This window comes from Rhizobium sp. SL42, assembly GCF_021729845.1.
Lineage (GTDB): Bacteria > Pseudomonadota > Alphaproteobacteria > Rhizobiales > Rhizobiaceae > Allorhizobium.
The window spans coordinates 2,176,734-2,191,896 of record NZ_CP063397.1 but is presented as its reverse complement, the minus strand read 5'-3'; the positions used below and the strand labels follow the sequence as shown (position 1 = coordinate 2,191,896).

Here is a 15,163-nt window from a genome sequence, read left to right as displayed (position 1 = left end):
CCAAAGGATCCTGTCGTCAGTTCGCAGTCAGCGCCAGGGACTGGGCTGCTTGCAAGGCTGCGGAATAGTTGTTCACCAGATGGTCAACGGAGGCGGCGGTCACATCCATGATCGGGGCCGGATAGACACCGAAGAAGATGGTCAGCGCGATCAGCGGGTAGAGAATGAGCTTCTCACGACCAGACAGATCGAGCATCGCCTTGACGCTTTCCTTCTCCAGCGCACCGAAAACGACCCGGCGATAGAGCCAGAGCGAATAACCCGCCGAGAGAATAACACCGGTAGCGGCAAACAGGGCGACCCAAGTATTGGCACGGAAGACGCCAATCAGGGTCAGGAATTCGCCAACGAAGCCCGACGTGCCAGGCAGGCCGACATTGGCCATGGTGAAGACCATGAAGGCAACCGCATATTTCGGCATGTTGTTGGCCAGGCCACCATAGGCGGTGATCTCGCGGGTGTGCAGGCGGTCATAAATGACACCGACACAGAAGAAGAGTGCGGCCGAGACGAAGCCGTGGCTGATCATCTGGAAGATCGCACCCTGGATGCCCTGAGCATTGGCGGCAAACGTGCCCATGGTCACGTAACCCATGTGGGCGACGGACGAATAGGCGATCACCTTCTTCATGTCGTCCTGCATCATCGCGACCAGCGAGGTGTAGATGATGGCGATGACCGACAGGGTGAAAACGAGCGGCGCAAAATAGTCAGATGCCAGCGGGAACATCGGCACCGAGAAGCGCAGCAGGCCGTAGCCGCCAAGCTTCAGAAGAATACCGGCCAGGATCATCGAGCCGGCCGTCGGCGCCTGAACGTGGGCATCCGGCAGCCAGGTGTGGACCGGCCACATCGGCATCTTCACCGCGAACGAGGCGAAGAAGGCGAGCCATAGCCACGTCTGCATCTGCGGCGGGAAATCGTGAGCGAGAAGCTGCGCAATGTCGGTCGTGCCGGCATCCCAGTACATCGCCATGATGGCGAGCAGCATGAGGACCGAGCCGAGCAGCGTGTAGAGGAAGAACTTGTAGGACGCGTAGACGCGGTCCTTGCCGCCCCAGACACCGATAATGATGAACATCGGAATGAGGCCGGCTTCGAAGAAGACGTAGAAGAGCACGATGTCGAGCGACACGAAGACGCCGATCATCAGCGTTTCGAGCAGCAGGAAGGCAATCATGTATTCCTTGAGGCGCTTCTGGACTGAATTCCAGCTGGCCAGGATGCAGAACGGCATCAAAAGCGTCGTCAGGACGACGAACAGCATCGAGATGCCGTCGACGCCGACATGGTAGGCTATGCCGGTGCCGAGCCAGTCATGCTTCTCGACCATCTGGAAGCCGGTGTTCGCATTGTCGAAACCGATCCAGATGAACAGCGAGACGACAAAGGTGAAGACCGTCGTCAGCAGCGAGACGTTGAGAATGTTGCGGCGACCAAGGGAGGTATCCCCGCGGGTGAGCAGCAGCAGCGCCACGCCAACCAGCGGCAGAAAGGTGACCGTCGAGAGAATGGGCCAATCGGTCATCAGAAGGAGCTCCCGAGCATCATCCAGGTAATAAGGGCCGCGACGCCGATCAGCATCGCGAAGGCATAGTGGTAGAGGTAGCCGGACTGCAGGCGGACGACCTTCTGGGTCAGGCCGGCAACAGAAGCGGCAACGCCGTTCGGGCCGTACGCGTCGATGGTAGCAACGTCACCCTTCTTCCACAGGAAGCGGCCGAGTGCCTTGGCCGAGCGCACGAACAGGAAGTCGTAGAGCTCGTCGAAGTACCACTTGTTGAGCAGGAACTGGTAGAGCATCCATTGCTGTTCGGCGAGCTTCTTCGGTGCCGATGGGTTCTTGATGTACATGTACCAGGCGATGACGAAGCCGAGCAGCATCGCGACGAACGGGCTGAGCGCAACCCAGGCCGGAACGTGATGGAACTCGTCCACCAGCTCGTTTTCCGGCAGGGTGAACAGGGCGCCCTTCCAGAAATCGGCATAGTGGTGACCGAAGAAATAGCCTTCGAACACGACACCGGCGAAGATCGCGCCGACTGCGAGAAGGATCAGCGGCAGAAGCATCACCATCGGCGATTCATGCACATGATGCATGACGTCGGCGGAGGCGCGGGGCTTGCCGAAGAAGGTCATGAACATCAGCCGCCACGAGTAGAAGCTGGTGAACAGAGCCGCAATCACCAGCATGGCGAAGGCAAAGCCCGCGATCGGCGAATGCGATGCGTATGTCGCTTCGATGATCACGTCCTTGGAGAAGAAGCCGGCAAAGCCGATTGGCGTGAACGGAATGCCGACGCCGGTAATGGCAAGCGTGCCCAGCAGCATCATGGCAAAGGTGACTTTGATATGCGGACGCAGGCCGCCCATGTAGCGCATGTCCTGCTCACCATCGACGGCATGGATAACCGAGCCGGCGCATAGGAACAACAGCGCCTTGAAGAAGGCGTGAGTGAACAGGTGGAAGATGGCAGCGCCATAGGCACCAACGCCGAGTGCAACGAACATGTAGCCGAGCTGCGAGCAGGTCGAATAGGCGATGACGCGCTTGATGTCATTCTGCACCAGACCGACGGTCGCAGCAAAGAAGGCGGTGATCGCGCCGACCAGCGTGACAACGGTCAGCGCATCCGGCGACAGTTCGAACAGTGGCGACATGCGGGCAACGAGGAAGACGCCGGCGGTCACCATGGTCGCGGCATGGATCAGCGCCGAAACCGGGGTCGGGCCTTCCATCGCGTCTGGCAGCCAGGTGTGCAGCAGGAACTGTGCCGACTTGCCCATCGCGCCCATGAACAGCAGCAGGCAGGCACCGGTCAGGGCGTGACTGCGGTCGAGCTGCATGCCGAAGAGGTTCATCACCACTTCCGGCGAACCAGCACCTTCAGCCGGCAGATAAGTCTGGGCTGCGGCAAAGATCGTTTCGAAATTGATCGAGCCGAACATGACGAAGACGCAGCCGATACCGAGGATGAAGCCGAAGTCGCCGACGCGGTTGACGATGAAGGCCTTCATGGCAGCGGCCGAAGCGGACGGCTTCTTGAACCAGAAGCCGATCAGCAGATAGGACGCCAGACCCACGCCTTCCCAGCCGAAGAACATCTGCAGCAGGTTGTCGGAGGTCACCAGCATCAACATCGCGAAGGTGAACAGCGACAGATAGGCAAAGAAACGCGGACGATGCGGATCGTGATGCATGTAGCCGATCGAATAGACATGAACCAGCGTCGAGACCGAGTTCACGACGATCAGCATGACAGCCGTCAATGTGTCGACGCGCAGCGCCCATTCGACGTCGATGCCGCCGGACTGGATCCAGCGCAGGACCGGAACCTTGATGACTTCGTGTGCCTCGTGGCTCATCGCCACGTTGAAGAAGACGATCCAGGACAGGATCGCGACAATGATCATCAATCCGGTGGTGACGTATTCCGATGCCTTGGCGCCAATCTGGCGACCGAACAGGCCGGCGATGAGCGCACCGATCAATGGAAGAAAGACGATAGCCTTGTAGATGAGCATAGCCGTATCAGCCCTTCATCACGTTGACGTCTTCGACGGCGATCGAGCCGCGATTACGATAGAAGACCACGAGGATCGCGAGGCCGATCGCGGCTTCGGCCGCTGCAACCGTCAGGATGAACAGCGCGAAGACCTGGCCGACGATGTCGCCGAGGAAGGCAGAGAAGGCCACCATGTTGAGGTTGACGGCCAGAAGGATGAGTTCGACCGACATCAGGATGATGATGACGTTCTTGCGGTTCAGGAAGATGCCGAAGACCCCGAGGGTAAAGAGAATGGCACTGACCGTCAGGTAGTGGGAAAGACCGATTTCCATGATTTACGTTCCTTGACCTCGTGCTCGGCTCAGACGCCCTGGCCCGGCTTGACCTTGACCACCTTGACGGCGGTCTCGGGCGAGCGGGCAACCTGGCGAGAAATATCCTGCCGCTTGATGTTTTCGCGGTGACGCAGGGTCAGGACGATTGCCCCGATCATCGCCACCAGCAGCACCAGGCCGGCGATCTGGAAATAGAAGATGTAATTTGTGTAGAGCACGTCACCTAGCGCCTGGGTGTTCTGGCGTTCCGACAAAGCCGGGATCGGCAATGCAATAGCATCCTTTGCCGCCGGGCTGATGACGCTGCCACCGATCACGAAGACCAGCTGGGCTGCAACGATCAGACCGATCAGCGACGCCATCGGCGCATATTTCGCGGCACCCGCACGCAGCTCGGTGAAATCGATATCGAGCATCATGACGACAAACAGGAAGAGAACCGCCACGGCGCCGACATAAACGACAAGGAGGATCATCGCCAGGAATTCAGCGCCGGTCAGCAGGAACAGACCCGCTGCATTGACGAAGGTGAGAATGAGGAACAGGACCGAATGGACCGGATTCCGAGCCGATATCACCATGAAGGCCGAAACCACGGCGACAATGGCGAAGAGATAGAAAAAGAGAGCCTGAAGACCCATGTTGGTGCCTTTTCATCTTCCCCCGGACGAGGGCCCTGCCCCGCCGCCCGATAAGACATGACCGATATCCCCACCGGCATGCCCGTTACAAACATCAATGCTCTGGCGGGGCCGCGTGCCTCGCCCGAGCGACTTGATCCCTTGGGATCAGCGATACGGAGCGTCGAGCGCCAGGTTGCGCGCGATTTCGCGTTCCCAGCGGTCGCCGTTATCCAGAAGCCGCGCCTTGTCGAAATAGAGTTCTTCGCGGGTCTCGGTGGCGAACTCGAAGTTCGGACCTTCGACGATCGCGTCAACCGGGCAGGCTTCCTGGCAGAAACCACAATAGATGCACTTCACCATGTCGATATCGTAACGCACCGTGCGGCGGGTGCCGTCGTTGCGGCGCGGGCCAGCCTCGATGGTGATGGCCTGGGCAGGACAGATCGCCTCGCACAGCTTGCAGGCAATGCAGCGTTCTTCGCCGTTGGGATAACGGCGCAGCGCATGCTCACCACGGAAGCGCGGGGAGATCGGCCCCTTTTCGAAGGGGTAGTTAATCGTCGCCTTCTGACGGAAGAAGTAACGCATCGAGAGGAAAAACGCCCCGACAAATTCCTTCAGGAAAAGTGCGTTGATAGCCTGTGTAAGAGCAGCCATCCTAATCTCCTAATCAGCCGAGTTTCCGGGTGGACATGATCATGCCCAACCCATCAGCTTCAGCACGAATGCAACGATGACGACCATGGCGAGCGAGAGCGGCAGGAATACCTTCCAGCCCAGACGCATCAGCTGGTCGTAGCGGTAACGCGGAACGAAGGCTTTCACCATGGCGAACATGAAGAAGACCATGGATGCCTTCAGCACGAACCAGATGATGCCGGGAACCCAATTCAGGAACCAGACGTCTGCCGGCGGCAGCCAGCCTCCAAGGAAGAGGATCGTGGTCAGCGAGCACATCAGCACGATGGCAGCGTATTCGCCAAGCATGAACATCATGTAGGGGGTCGAGCCGTATTCGACCATGAAGCCGGCGACCAGTTCGGATTCGGCTTCCGGAAGGTCGAAGGGCGGGCGGTTGGTTTCAGCCAATGCCGAGATGAAGAAAACCACGAACATCGGGAAAAGCGACAGCCAGTGCCAGTCGAGGAAGGATGCCGGCAAGCCCATCATCGTGCCGAGACCGGTATTTTGCGCGGTGACGATATCGGTCAGGTTCAGCGAACCGACGCACAGAAGAACGGTGACGATGACGAAGCCGATCGAAACTTCATAGGAAACCATCTGCGCGGCCGAGCGAAGCGCGCCGAGGAACGGGTACTTCGAGTTCGAAGCCCAGCCGCCCATGATGATACCATAGACTTCCAGTGACGAGATGGCGAAGACATAGAGAATGCCGACATTGATGTTGGCGATCACCCAGCCATCGGCAACCGGCACCACGGCCCAGGTAGCGAGCGCCAGCGTCACGGCAACGAGAGGTGCCAGAAGGAAGACGCCCTTGTTGGCACCGGCCGGAATGACCGGCTCCTTGAAGACGAACTTCAGAAGGTCGGCGAAGGACTGGAAGAGACCCCAGGGACCAACGACGTTCGGGCCGCGACGCAACTGGACGGCTGCCCAGATCTTGCGGTCTGCGAGAAGGATATAGGCGATGAAGACGAGAAGGCAGACCAGAAGCAGAAGCGACTGACCGATCATGATGGCCGCGGGCCACACATATGTGGAAACGAAATTATCCATGGTCCCCTGCCCTTACTCTGCCGCAGCCTTGAAATTGTTGCGGGCCAATGCCGAGCACTCGGCCATGACGGCCGAAGCGCGCGCGATCGGGTTCGTCAAATAGAAGTCTTTGATCGGCGACGCAAACACAGACTTGCCCATCTTCCCGGCTTTTTTCGCCAGCGCAGCAATATCAGCCGTAGAGCCCGGCGCGACTTCGTCGATCGCAGCGAAATGCGGGTAGGCCTCATAGAGCTTCACGCGCAGTTGCGACAGCGAATCGAACGGCAGCTTCTTGCCGAGCACATCGGAAAGCGCACGCAGGACGGCCCAGTCCTCGCGTGCCTCGCCCGGCGCGAAGCCAGCGCGATTGCCGATCTGGACACGGCCTTCGGTATTCACCCAGGTTCCAGACTTTTCGGTATAGGTCGCGCCCGGCAGGATGATGTCTGCATGATGCGCGCCATTGTCGCCGTGGCTGCCGATATAGACGACGCATTTGGCGGTCTTGGCCGAGAAGTCGAGTTCGTCGGCGCCGAGCAGGAAGACAACATCGAGCGAGGACAGCATGGCGCCTGCGGCAACACCGCCCTCACCGGGCACGAAGCCGAGATCGAGGCCGCCGACACGGGCCGCTGCCGTGTGCAGGACGGAAAAACCGTTCCACTCTTCGGTCAGTGCACCAACGGCATTTGCCAGTTTTGCGGCATTGGCAAGAACGGCGGCCCCTTCGGCACCGATCAATGCGCCCTGGCCGATGATGATCAGCGGGTTCTTGGCCGCGGTCAGCTTTTCGACAAAGCTGTTCTTGCCGGAAACCAGATCGGACAGCGTCTCTGTGCCTGCACCCAGATATTCATACGGATAGCGCAGATCGCCGGCTTCGCCGATCACGGCGATTGGCAGGCCACCACGGCGCCAGCGCTTGCGGATGCGCGCATTGAGAACGGAGGCTTCGTAGCGCGGATTGGCGCCAACGATGAGGATCGCGTCTGCAGCCTCGATGCCTTCGATGCCGGAATTGAAGATATAGCTGGAGCGGCCGCGCGACGGATCGAGTGCCGTCCCATCCTGGCGACAGTCGGTATTGGCCGAACCGAGCGAGGCAAGCAGCGACTTCAGTGCAAACATTTCTTCAACGGAAGCCAGGTCGCCGGCAACAGCACCGATCTTGTCGGCAGTCGTTGCAGCTACAGCCGACTTGACCGCAGCAAAGGCTTCCGCCCAGCTTGCCGGCTGAAGACGGCCGTCCTTCTTCACATAAGGACGGTCGAGACGCTGGGTCTTAAGGCCGTCCCAGATGAAGCGGCTCTTGTCGGAGATCCACTCTTCGTTGACCTGCTCGTTGACGCGCGGCATCACGCGCATGACTTCACGGCCACGGGTATCGACGCGAATAGCCGAACCGAGTGCATCCATCACGTCGATGGATTCAGTCTTGCCAAGTTCCCACGGACGGGCGGTGAAGGCGAAGGGCTTCGAGGTCAGCGCGCCGACCGGGCAGAGGTCAACGACGTTGCCCTGCAGCTCCGACGTCATCGCCTGCTCGAGATAGGTGGTGATTTCAGCGTCTTCGCCTCGGCCGATCAGGCCGAGCTCGGCAATGCCGGCGACTTCGGTGGTGAAGCGGACGCAACGGGTGCAGTGAATGCAGCGGTTCATCACCGTCTTGACCAGCGGGCCGATATACTTGTCTTCGACGGCGCGCTTGTTTTCGGTGTAGCGCGAGCTATCGATACCAAAGGCCATGGCCTGGTCCTGCAGGTCGCATTCGCCACCCTGGTCGCAGATCGGGCAATCCAGCGGATGGTTGATCAGCAGGAATTCCATCACGCCTTCGCGGGCCTTCTTGACCATCGGCGTGTTGGTGAAGACTTCCGCCAGTTCGCCGTTCGGGCCACCGCGGATGTCGCGTACGCCCATGGCGCAGGAGGCTGCCGGCTTCGGCGGTCCACCCTTCACCTCGACAAGGCACATCCGGCAATTGCCGGCGACCGACAGCCGTTCATGGAAACAAAAGCGCGGGACTTCAGCGCCGGCTTCCTCACACGCCTGCAACAGCGTGAAATGATCCGGAACCTCGATCTCTTTGCCGTCGATCTTCAGCTTTGCCATATTCGCCTTCCTGCCTCACGCGCACCGCGCACTTTGCCGGAGTTTTCGCTCCGACTGGCTCGGCGCCGATCCGCAGATGCAGCGCCCTCGCCCGTTCATTTCCTGCAGCCAGACACAGCGCCGCTGCGCGGTCCGACCGTAAACTTACTTGCCTGAGCGGACCTTGCCGCCCGTCAGACGGCGGGCCTGCCCCGCCCAGTCGTCCCGTAGCACGCGGCCATCGAGACCAATATCCTTGTCCAAGGTCACAAGCGCCTCGTCACCGAGTTCCGCGATCTGCGCAAAACGGCTGATGCCTCTGCCGTTCAGCACCTGCTCGAGCTTCGGACCAATACCCTCGATCTTTTTCAGATCGTCGGCCTTGCCCGAGGCCTTTGCGCGAGGCTTTGCAACCGGTGCTTGAGCCGGCTTTTCGCCAGCCGAAACCTTGGCGACCGGCGTCTTCACCGCAACGGACCTGGATGGCGCCGGCTTGGCCACAACGCGCTTCGCAGCCTTGACCGGAGCCGCGTCCGCCTTTGCCTTGGCGTTGACCTCCGCCTGAGCCGACGCAGCCTTGGTCACCTCTGTCGAGGCGTCTCGCCCCGAGACTTCCGACAGCTTGCGGTCGTCCTCGATCTTGCGCGCAAGCTTGCCGGACGCATCCATCACCCCTTGAAGGGAGCCGAGGAAAAGACTGGTCATATGCGTTGCAAGTCCGAAACCGATCGCAGTGGCTGCCGCCATGGCGGCTGCCGGATTGCTCATCAGCGGGTTCAGCGCTTCTGCCAGACGAGCGGCATCGACCGGATCAACCGGTTTGCCTTCTCCCGTCTTGTCAGAACCGCTGACCATAGCCCAAGACCCTTCGTTTGCCTTACTCGGCCGCTTCCATGACGACGCCATGTGCGATCGCGTTGCGGGTATACTGATCGATACGGGCTTCGATCTCGGGACGGAAGTTCCGGATCAGGCCCTGGATCGGCCAGGCAGCCGCATCGCCGAGCGCACAGATGGTGTGGCCCTCGATCTGCTTGGTCACCTGGAACAGCATGTCGATTTCGCGCTTCTGGGCATTGCCCTTCACCATGCGCTCCATGACGCGCATCATCCAGCCGGTGCCTTCACGGCACGGCGTGCACTGGCCGCAGCTCTCGTGCTTGAAGAAAGCCGAGATGCGCCAGATGGCCTTGATGATGTCGGTGGACTTGTCCATGACGATCATGCCGCCGGTGCCGAAGGAGGACTTCACCTCGCGCAGACCGTCGAAGTCCAGAACAACATCCATCATGTCCTCAGCCTTGACGACCGGGCAGGATGCGCCGCCCGGGATGACCGCGAGCAGATTGTCCCAGCCGCCACGGATGCCGCCGGCATGCTTCTCGATCATTTCGCGGAAGGTGATGCCCATGCTTTCCTCAACCGTGCAAGGACGGTTGACGTGGCCGGAGATCATGAACAGTTTGGTGCCGACATTGTTCGGACGGCCGAAGGACGAGAACCAGCCGGCGCCACGGCGCAGGATTGTCGGGGTGACCGCGATCGACTCGACGTTGTTGACCGTGGTCGGGCAGCCATAGAGACCCATGTTCGCCGGGAACGGGGGCTTCAGGCGCGGCTGGCCCTTCTTGCCTTCGAGGCTTTCGAGAAGGGCTGTTTCCTCGCCGCAGATATAGGCGCCGGCGCCGTGATGGACATAGATGTCGATGTCGTAGCCGAGCTTGTTGTTCTTGCCGAGGAGGCCTGCGTCGTAGCACTCGTCGATCGCGGCCTGCAGAGCCTCACGCTCGCGCATGAACTCGCCACGCACATAGATGTAGGCGGCGTTGGCGCCCATGGCGAAGGACGCAATCACGCAGCCTTCGATCAGCGTATGCGGATCGTGACGCAGGATGTCGCGGTCCTTGCAAGTGCCGGGCTCGGATTCGTCGGCATTGACGACGAGGTAATGCGGGCGGCCGTCGGATTCCTTCGGCATGAAGGACCACTTGAGACCCGTCGGGAAGCCCGCGCCGCCACGGCCGCGCAGACCCGAATTCTTGACCTCGTTGATGATCCAGTCACGACCCTTTTCGAGGATCTGCTTGGTGCCATCCCAGTGGCCACGCGCCATGGCACCCTTCAGGGACTTGTCCTTGAGGCCATAGATATTGGTAAAGATGCGATCCTGATCCTTCAACATATCTCTTTACCTCTCAGCGCGGCTTCTTGCCGAAGACTTTGATGTATTCGGCTTCGCCACCTTTGGCGAGGGCCTTGGCCTGCTTGACCCAGTCGTCACGCTCGATGCGACCGGAGAACTTCAGGTAGGTATCGACCCATTCGCGCTCGGCCTTCTTCCACTTGGAAATCTGCTCGAACTTGTAGATGCCAAGACCATTCAGAGTGGCCTCGATCTTCGGGCCAACGCCGGAGATCATCTTGAGATCATCAACGGCGTCCGGCTTCTCGATACCGGCCGGACGGTTCTTGTCCTCCAGCGAAGGCTTTTCGGACCGCGCCGTATCGGCGTTGTCGCCCTTGACCTTGATGTTTTCAGCGGCGGCCTTTTTGTCGGTCGCCGGTGTCTTGAGCTTCTGGTCGGTCTCCGGCGCATCGGTGACCGGCTTTGCGGCATTCGAAGGCGTTACCGGGGCAGCAGCAGCCGGGGCCGGCGCAGCAGCGGCGGGCGTATCCTGGAAGCGGATCGGTTCGATCGGCTCGATCAGCGCGGTCGGACCACCTGCGGCGGCGGAGAAAATACGGTCGATCTGCGGGCCCGGCTTGATGTCGGAACCCTTGCCTGCCTCAAAACGGTCGATGATGTGCTCGAGCTGGGTCGGCGTCAGGTCTTCGTAGCTATCCTTGAAGATCATGATCATCGGTGCGTTGACGCAGGCGCCCTGACACTCGACTTCTTCCCACGACAGCGTTCCCGATTCATTCACTTCGAGAGGATCGTGATGGATCTTCGACTTGCAGACCTTGATCAGGTCCTCGGCGCCGCGCAGCATGCACGGCGTGGTGCCACAGACCTGTATATGGGCGCGGGTGCCGATCGGGCGCAGCTGGAACTGGGTGTAGAAGGTCGCGACCTCCAGCACCCGGATATACGGCATGTCGAGCTTCTGGGCGACGAATTCGATCGCCGCCTTCGTCACCCAGCCATCCTGCTCCTGCGCCCGCATCAACAGCGGGATCACCGCCGATTGCTGGCGGCCTTCCGGATATTTGCGGATGGTGGCTTCAGCCCAAACGGCATTTTCCGCATTGAAGGAAAAGCCTGCCGGCTGAAATTGCTCTTCGGCTAGTCGACGAACGGACATACTTCCTCACGCCTTGTATCAGTTTATGGAACCACACCGCGTATTCGCCACATTGGCAAATTCGCAGGCATAGGCCGACTTATCTTTCTGCAGAAATACGAACAGCTTCGAGCCGGTCCAGGACGAGCTCTTGATCTCATATCCCTGCTTGATGAGATTGGCCATCGATAGCGATGACCTGCTCGCCGTCACGTCGCTTTCCTGCGCCACCGCAACGGTGGCACAGACAAAAGCAGCGATCGCGACGAGGATTTTCAGCATCAGCGGTCAACTTCCCCGAACACGATGTCCAGCGAACCCAGAATGGCGGACACGTCCGCCAGCTGGTGGCCGCGGCAAATGAAATCCATCGCCTGTAGATGGGCATAGCCCGGGGCGCGGATCTTGCAGCGGTAGGGCTTGTTGGTGCCATCGGAGACGAGATAGACGCCAAATTCGCCCTTGGGCGCTTCAACGGCAGCATAAACCTCACCCTCAGGCACATGGTAGCCTTCGGTATAGAGCTTGAAGTGATGGATCAGCGCTTCCATCGACCTCTTCATCTCGCCACGCTTCGGCGGAACGACCTTACCATCCAGCGCCGAGATCGGCCCGGTCCTGGCGTCGCCAAGCAGACGATTGACGCATTGCTTCATGATCTTCACCGACTCACGCATCTCGAACATGCGGATGAGATATCGATCGTAGCAGTCGCCATTCTTGCCGACCATCAGGTCGAAGTCGAGATCGGCGTAACATTCGTAGGGTTGCGACTTGCGCAGGTCCCAGGCCGCGCCGGAACCGCGGACCATGACGCCCGAGAAGCCCCAGGCCCAGCAATCATCCAGCGTAACGACACCGATATCGACGTTACGCTGCTTGAAGATACGGTTGCCGGTCAAAAGGTCGTCGATATCATCGACAGTCTTCAGGAAGGGATCGCACCACTTGCCGATATCCTCGACCAGTTCATGCGGCAGGTCCTGGTGCACGCCGCCCGGACGGATGTAGGCCGAATGCATACGGGCGCCACAGGCGCGCTCGTAGAACACCATCAGCTTTTCGCGCTCCTCGAAGCCCCAGAGCGGCGGCGTCAGCGCACCAACGTCCATCGCCTGCGTGGTGACGTTCAGGAGATGCGACAGGATACGGCCGATTTCCGAATAGAGAACGCGGATCAGCTGACCACGGATCGGGATCTGCAGACCGAGCAACTTCTCGACCGCCATCGAATAGGCGTGCTCCTGGTTCATCGGCGCGACATAGTCGAGACGATCGAAATAAGGCAGCGCCTGGAGATAGGTCTTGGTCTCGATCAGTTTTTCGGTGCCGCGGTGCAGCAGGCCGATATGCGGATCGACGCGCTCGACGATTTCACCGTCGAGCTCGAGCACGAGACGCAAGACCCCGTGCGCCGCCGGATGCTGCGGACCGAAGTTGATGTTGAAGTTGCGGACGTTGTGTTCTGTCATAGCCCCAAACCTTCCGCTTACTTGGCTGCCTTCTCATCGCCGGGCAGCACGTAATCCGTGCCCTCCCAGGGCGAGAGAAAGTCGAAATTCCGGAATTCCTGCTTGAGCTCGACCGGCTCATAGACGACGCGCTTGGCGTTGTCGTCGTAGCGAACCTCGACGAAGCCCGTTGTCGGGAAGTCCTTGCGCAGCGGGTGCCCCTCGAAACCGTAGTCGGTGAGGATGCGGCGCAGGTCCGGATGGTCGGTAAACAGGATACCGTACATGTCCCAGGTCTCGCGCTCGAACCAGTCAGCGCCGGGAAACACGGGACAGGCCGAAGGAACCGGCTTGAATTCACCGGTGGCAACCTTGATGCGGATGCGCAGGTTCTGGCGCGGCGACAGCAGGTGATAGACCACGTCGAAACGGTCTTCGCGCTTCGGATAGTCAACGCCGCAGATATCGATCAGATTGACGAAACCGCACTGGACGTCATCCCGCAGGAAGGTCAGCAGCGGAATGATATCCTCCGCCTTGGCGGTCAATGTCAGTTCACCATAGGTGATTTCGCTCGTCGCGATCAGCGCGCCGCGCATTTCCTTGAGATAGGATGCCAGCTCGTTCAAGGCTTCAGTCATTGTCTCGTCCCTTCGCCTTACCGCTCGATCGTTCCGGTGCGCCGGATCTTCTTCTGCAGCAGCAGCACCCCGTAAAGAAGCGCTTCTGCCGTGGGGGGACAGCCCGGCACATAGATATCGACCGGCACGACACGGTCGCAGCCGCGAACGACGGAATAGGAATAGTGATAATAGCCGCCGCCATTGGCACACGAGCCCATGGAGATGACGTAACGCGGCTCCGGCATCTGGTCATAGACCTTGCGGAGCGCAGGCGCCATCTTGTTGGTCAGCGTGCCGGCGACGATCATCACGTCGGACTGTCGCGGCGAGGCGCGCGGTGCGAAACCGAAGCGCTCGACGTCGTAACGCGGCATCGACAGCTGCATCATCTCCACGGCGCAGCAGGCGAGACCGAAGGTCATCCACATCAGCGACCCGGTGCGGGCCCAGTTGATCAGCTCGTCGGTCGAAGTGACCAGAAAACCCTTGTCGGCGAGCTCGTTGTTGATCTCGCCGAAGAAGGCATCATCGCTGCCGATAGGCTTGCCGGTGTTGGGGTCAATAATGCCCTTGGGCTGCTGGGCGACCAGCGTGTTGGACTGGATCACTCCCATTCGAGCGCCCCCTTCTTCCATTCATAGATAAAGCCGATGGTGAGAACAAAGAGGAAGGCCATCATCGACCACAGGCCGAACCAACCGATCTCGCTGAACGAAACAGCCCAGGGAAACAGGAAGGCCACTTCGAGATCGAAGATGATGAAGAGGATCGACACCAGATAGAAGCGGATGTCGAACTTCATGCGCGCATCGTCGAAGGCGTTGAAGCCACATTCATAGGCCGAGAGCTTCTCCGAATCAGGCGCCTTGTAGGCAACGGCAAAAGGCGCAATCAAGAGCGCCAGGCCGATGACGAGGGCTATACCGATGAAGATGGCGATCGGAAGGTAGGAACTGAGAAGTTCAGTCATCATATCACCCTGCTTGTCTCTAATGCCGGGAAGCATCTGGGGCGGAGCCGACAAGCCGAAAGAGAGTTGTAACGAGCCGTGGTTAGCGCAGCCTGTCGGTCAGCGCAAGTCCAACCAAAGCCTTTTCACCCGATACCCGACCACACCTTACCAGCGGGTAAAATGGGTGTCGCGCGAAATCCGCTTTAGATATGTTTGAAAACAAATTTAATTCTGGAAAGAGGAGGAGTGGCGCGAGTGACGGGGCTCGAACCCGCGACCTCCGGCGTGACAGGCCGGCACTCTAACCAACTGAGCTACACCCGCGCATTTTGGATACCAATGATATCCGATCTCCTCGGCAATCAAGTGACTGCCCTGCTTTTGCTTTTTCTGGGAATGGCGCGAGTGACGGGGCTCGAACCCGCGACCTCCGGCGTGACAGGCCGGCACTCTAACCAACTGAGCTACACCCGCGTATTTCCAGATGAGGAGTAAAGCGCTCCTCGCCGAGCGGGCTAACCCGTTCGATGAGCGGCTAACTAAGGCGTTCGTCTGGGAGTGTCAAGCAGCTTT

15 protein-coding genes and 2 tRNA genes are annotated in these 15,163 nt (G+C 59.8%); all 17 read right to left on the bottom strand.

Annotated features, from left to right (window positions below; genetic code table 11):
* Positions 1 to 16: 16 nt before the first annotated feature.
* Positions 17 to 1,528: an NADH-quinone oxidoreductase subunit M gene (locus IM739_RS10335; RefSeq protein WP_237367721.1), complete on the bottom strand. Its 1,512-nt coding sequence runs from the start codon at positions 1,526 to 1,528 to the stop codon at positions 17 to 19.
* Positions 1,528 to 3,525 carry an NADH-quinone oxidoreductase subunit L gene (nuoL, locus tag IM739_RS10330; RefSeq protein ID WP_237367720.1) on the bottom strand — a complete coding sequence of 666 codons (1,998 nt, stop codon included), beginning with the start codon at positions 3,523 to 3,525 and terminating at the stop codon, positions 1,528 to 1,530. The genes IM739_RS10335 and nuoL overlap by 1 nt, the downstream gene beginning before the upstream one ends.
* 7 nt (positions 3,526 to 3,532) lie before the next feature.
* Positions 3,533 to 3,841 (bottom strand): NADH-quinone oxidoreductase subunit NuoK, encoded by a 309-nt coding sequence (gene nuoK, locus IM739_RS10325; RefSeq protein WP_113141000.1) that lies wholly within the window; start codon positions 3,839 to 3,841, stop codon positions 3,533 to 3,535.
* A 29-nt stretch (positions 3,842 to 3,870) separates the two neighbouring features.
* Entirely contained in the window at positions 3,871 to 4,485 is a 615-nt protein-coding gene (locus IM739_RS10320) for an NADH-quinone oxidoreductase subunit J (protein ID WP_237367719.1), read from the bottom strand.
* A gap of 147 nt (positions 4,486 to 4,632) precedes the next feature.
* Positions 4,633 to 5,124 carry an NADH-quinone oxidoreductase subunit NuoI gene (gene nuoI / locus IM739_RS10315; protein WP_237367718.1) on the bottom strand — a complete coding sequence of 164 codons (492 nt, stop codon included), beginning with the start codon at positions 5,122 to 5,124 and terminating at the stop codon, positions 4,633 to 4,635.
* Positions 5,125 to 5,163: 39 nt separating this feature from the next.
* Complete coding sequence (nuoH, locus tag IM739_RS10310; RefSeq protein WP_237367717.1) at positions 5,164 to 6,207, bottom strand: NADH-quinone oxidoreductase subunit NuoH; 1,044 nt, start codon at positions 6,205 to 6,207, stop codon at positions 5,164 to 5,166.
* A gap of 12 nt (positions 6,208 to 6,219) precedes the next feature.
* On the bottom strand, positions 6,220 to 8,301 hold the full coding sequence (gene nuoG, locus IM739_RS10305) for an NADH-quinone oxidoreductase subunit NuoG (protein ID WP_237367716.1): 2,082 nt from the start codon (positions 8,299 to 8,301) through the stop codon (positions 6,220 to 6,222).
* A gap of 144 nt (positions 8,302 to 8,445) precedes the next feature.
* Entirely contained in the window at positions 8,446 to 9,135 is a 690-nt protein-coding gene (locus IM739_RS10300) for a hypothetical protein (protein WP_237367715.1), read from the bottom strand.
* 22 nt (positions 9,136 to 9,157) lie between these two features.
* A complete protein-coding gene (nuoF, locus tag IM739_RS10295) occupies positions 9,158 to 10,462 on the bottom strand; it encodes an NADH-quinone oxidoreductase subunit NuoF (RefSeq protein ID WP_237367714.1) in 1,305 nt (434 codons plus the stop codon).
* 13 nt (positions 10,463 to 10,475) lie between these two features.
* On the bottom strand, positions 10,476 to 11,585 hold the full coding sequence (locus tag IM739_RS10290) for an NADH-quinone oxidoreductase subunit E (protein ID WP_237367713.1): 1,110 nt from the start codon (positions 11,583 to 11,585) through the stop codon (positions 10,476 to 10,478).
* Between the two features lie 18 nt (positions 11,586 to 11,603).
* Complete coding sequence (locus tag IM739_RS10285; RefSeq protein ID WP_237367712.1) at positions 11,604 to 11,846, bottom strand: hypothetical protein; 243 nt, start codon at positions 11,844 to 11,846, stop codon at positions 11,604 to 11,606.
* Positions 11,846 to 13,036 (bottom strand): NADH-quinone oxidoreductase subunit D, encoded by a 1,191-nt coding sequence (locus tag IM739_RS10280; RefSeq protein WP_237367711.1) that lies wholly within the window; start codon positions 13,034 to 13,036, stop codon positions 11,846 to 11,848. Before IM739_RS10280 ends, IM739_RS10285 begins: the two co-directional genes overlap by 1 nt.
* 17 nt (positions 13,037 to 13,053) lie before the next feature.
* The gene (locus IM739_RS10275; protein ID WP_237367710.1) at positions 13,054 to 13,656 is read right to left on the bottom strand and encodes an NADH-quinone oxidoreductase subunit C; all 603 of its coding nucleotides are present in this window, start codon (positions 13,654 to 13,656) and stop codon (positions 13,054 to 13,056) included.
* A gap of 17 nt (positions 13,657 to 13,673) precedes the next feature.
* On the bottom strand, positions 13,674 to 14,252 hold the full coding sequence (locus IM739_RS10270; protein WP_007601786.1) for a NuoB/complex I 20 kDa subunit family protein: 579 nt from the start codon (positions 14,250 to 14,252) through the stop codon (positions 13,674 to 13,676).
* Positions 14,243 to 14,608 (bottom strand): NADH-quinone oxidoreductase subunit A, encoded by a 366-nt coding sequence (locus IM739_RS10265; protein WP_037073464.1) that lies wholly within the window; start codon positions 14,606 to 14,608, stop codon positions 14,243 to 14,245. Before IM739_RS10265 ends, IM739_RS10270 begins: the two co-directional genes overlap by 10 nt.
* Positions 14,609 to 14,837: 229 nt before the next feature.
* Positions 14,838 to 14,914, bottom strand: a tRNA-Asp gene (locus IM739_RS10260).
* A 73-nt stretch (positions 14,915 to 14,987) separates the two neighbouring features.
* A tRNA-Asp gene (locus IM739_RS10255) sits at positions 14,988 to 15,064 on the bottom strand.
* Positions 15,065 to 15,163: the final 99 nt, after the last annotated feature.

Coding starts and splice junctions, on each gene's coding strand:
- nuoL (WP_237367720.1), bottom strand. CDS start 3,525: ATGCTCATCTACAAGGCTATCGTCTTTCTTCCATTGATCGGTGCGCTC.
- IM739_RS10270 (WP_007601786.1), bottom strand. CDS start 14,252: ATGGGAGTGATCCAGTCCAACACGCTGGTCGCCCAGCAGCCCAAGGGC.
- nuoG (WP_237367716.1), bottom strand. CDS start 8,301: ATGGCAAAGCTGAAGATCGACGGCAAAGAGATCGAGGTTCCGGATCAT.
- IM739_RS10290 (WP_237367713.1), bottom strand. CDS start 11,585: ATGTCCGTTCGTCGACTAGCCGAAGAGCAATTTCAGCCGGCAGGCTTT.
- IM739_RS10285 (WP_237367712.1), bottom strand. CDS start 11,846: ATGCTGAAAATCCTCGTCGCGATCGCTGCTTTTGTCTGTGCCACCGTT.
- IM739_RS10320 (WP_237367719.1), bottom strand. CDS start 4,485: ATGGGTCTTCAGGCTCTCTTTTTCTATCTCTTCGCCATTGTCGCCGTG.
- IM739_RS10280 (WP_237367711.1), bottom strand. CDS start 13,036: ATGACAGAACACAACGTCCGCAACTTCAACATCAACTTCGGTCCGCAG.
- nuoI (WP_237367718.1), bottom strand. CDS start 5,124: ATGGCTGCTCTTACACAGGCTATCAACGCACTTTTCCTGAAGGAATTT.
- IM739_RS10300 (WP_237367715.1), bottom strand. CDS start 9,135: ATGGTCAGCGGTTCTGACAAGACGGGAGAAGGCAAACCGGTTGATCCG.
- IM739_RS10335 (WP_237367721.1), bottom strand. CDS start 1,528: ATGACCGATTGGCCCATTCTCTCGACGGTCACCTTTCTGCCGCTGGTT.
- IM739_RS10265 (WP_037073464.1), bottom strand. CDS start 14,608: ATGACTGAACTTCTCAGTTCCTACCTTCCGATCGCCATCTTCATCGGT.
- IM739_RS10275 (WP_237367710.1), bottom strand. CDS start 13,656: ATGACTGAAGCCTTGAACGAGCTGGCATCCTATCTCAAGGAAATGCGC.
- nuoK (WP_113141000.1), bottom strand. CDS start 3,841: ATGGAAATCGGTCTTTCCCACTACCTGACGGTCAGTGCCATTCTCTTT.
- nuoH (WP_237367717.1), bottom strand. CDS start 6,207: ATGGATAATTTCGTTTCCACATATGTGTGGCCCGCGGCCATCATGATC.
- nuoF (WP_237367714.1), bottom strand. CDS start 10,462: ATGTTGAAGGATCAGGATCGCATCTTTACCAATATCTATGGCCTCAAG.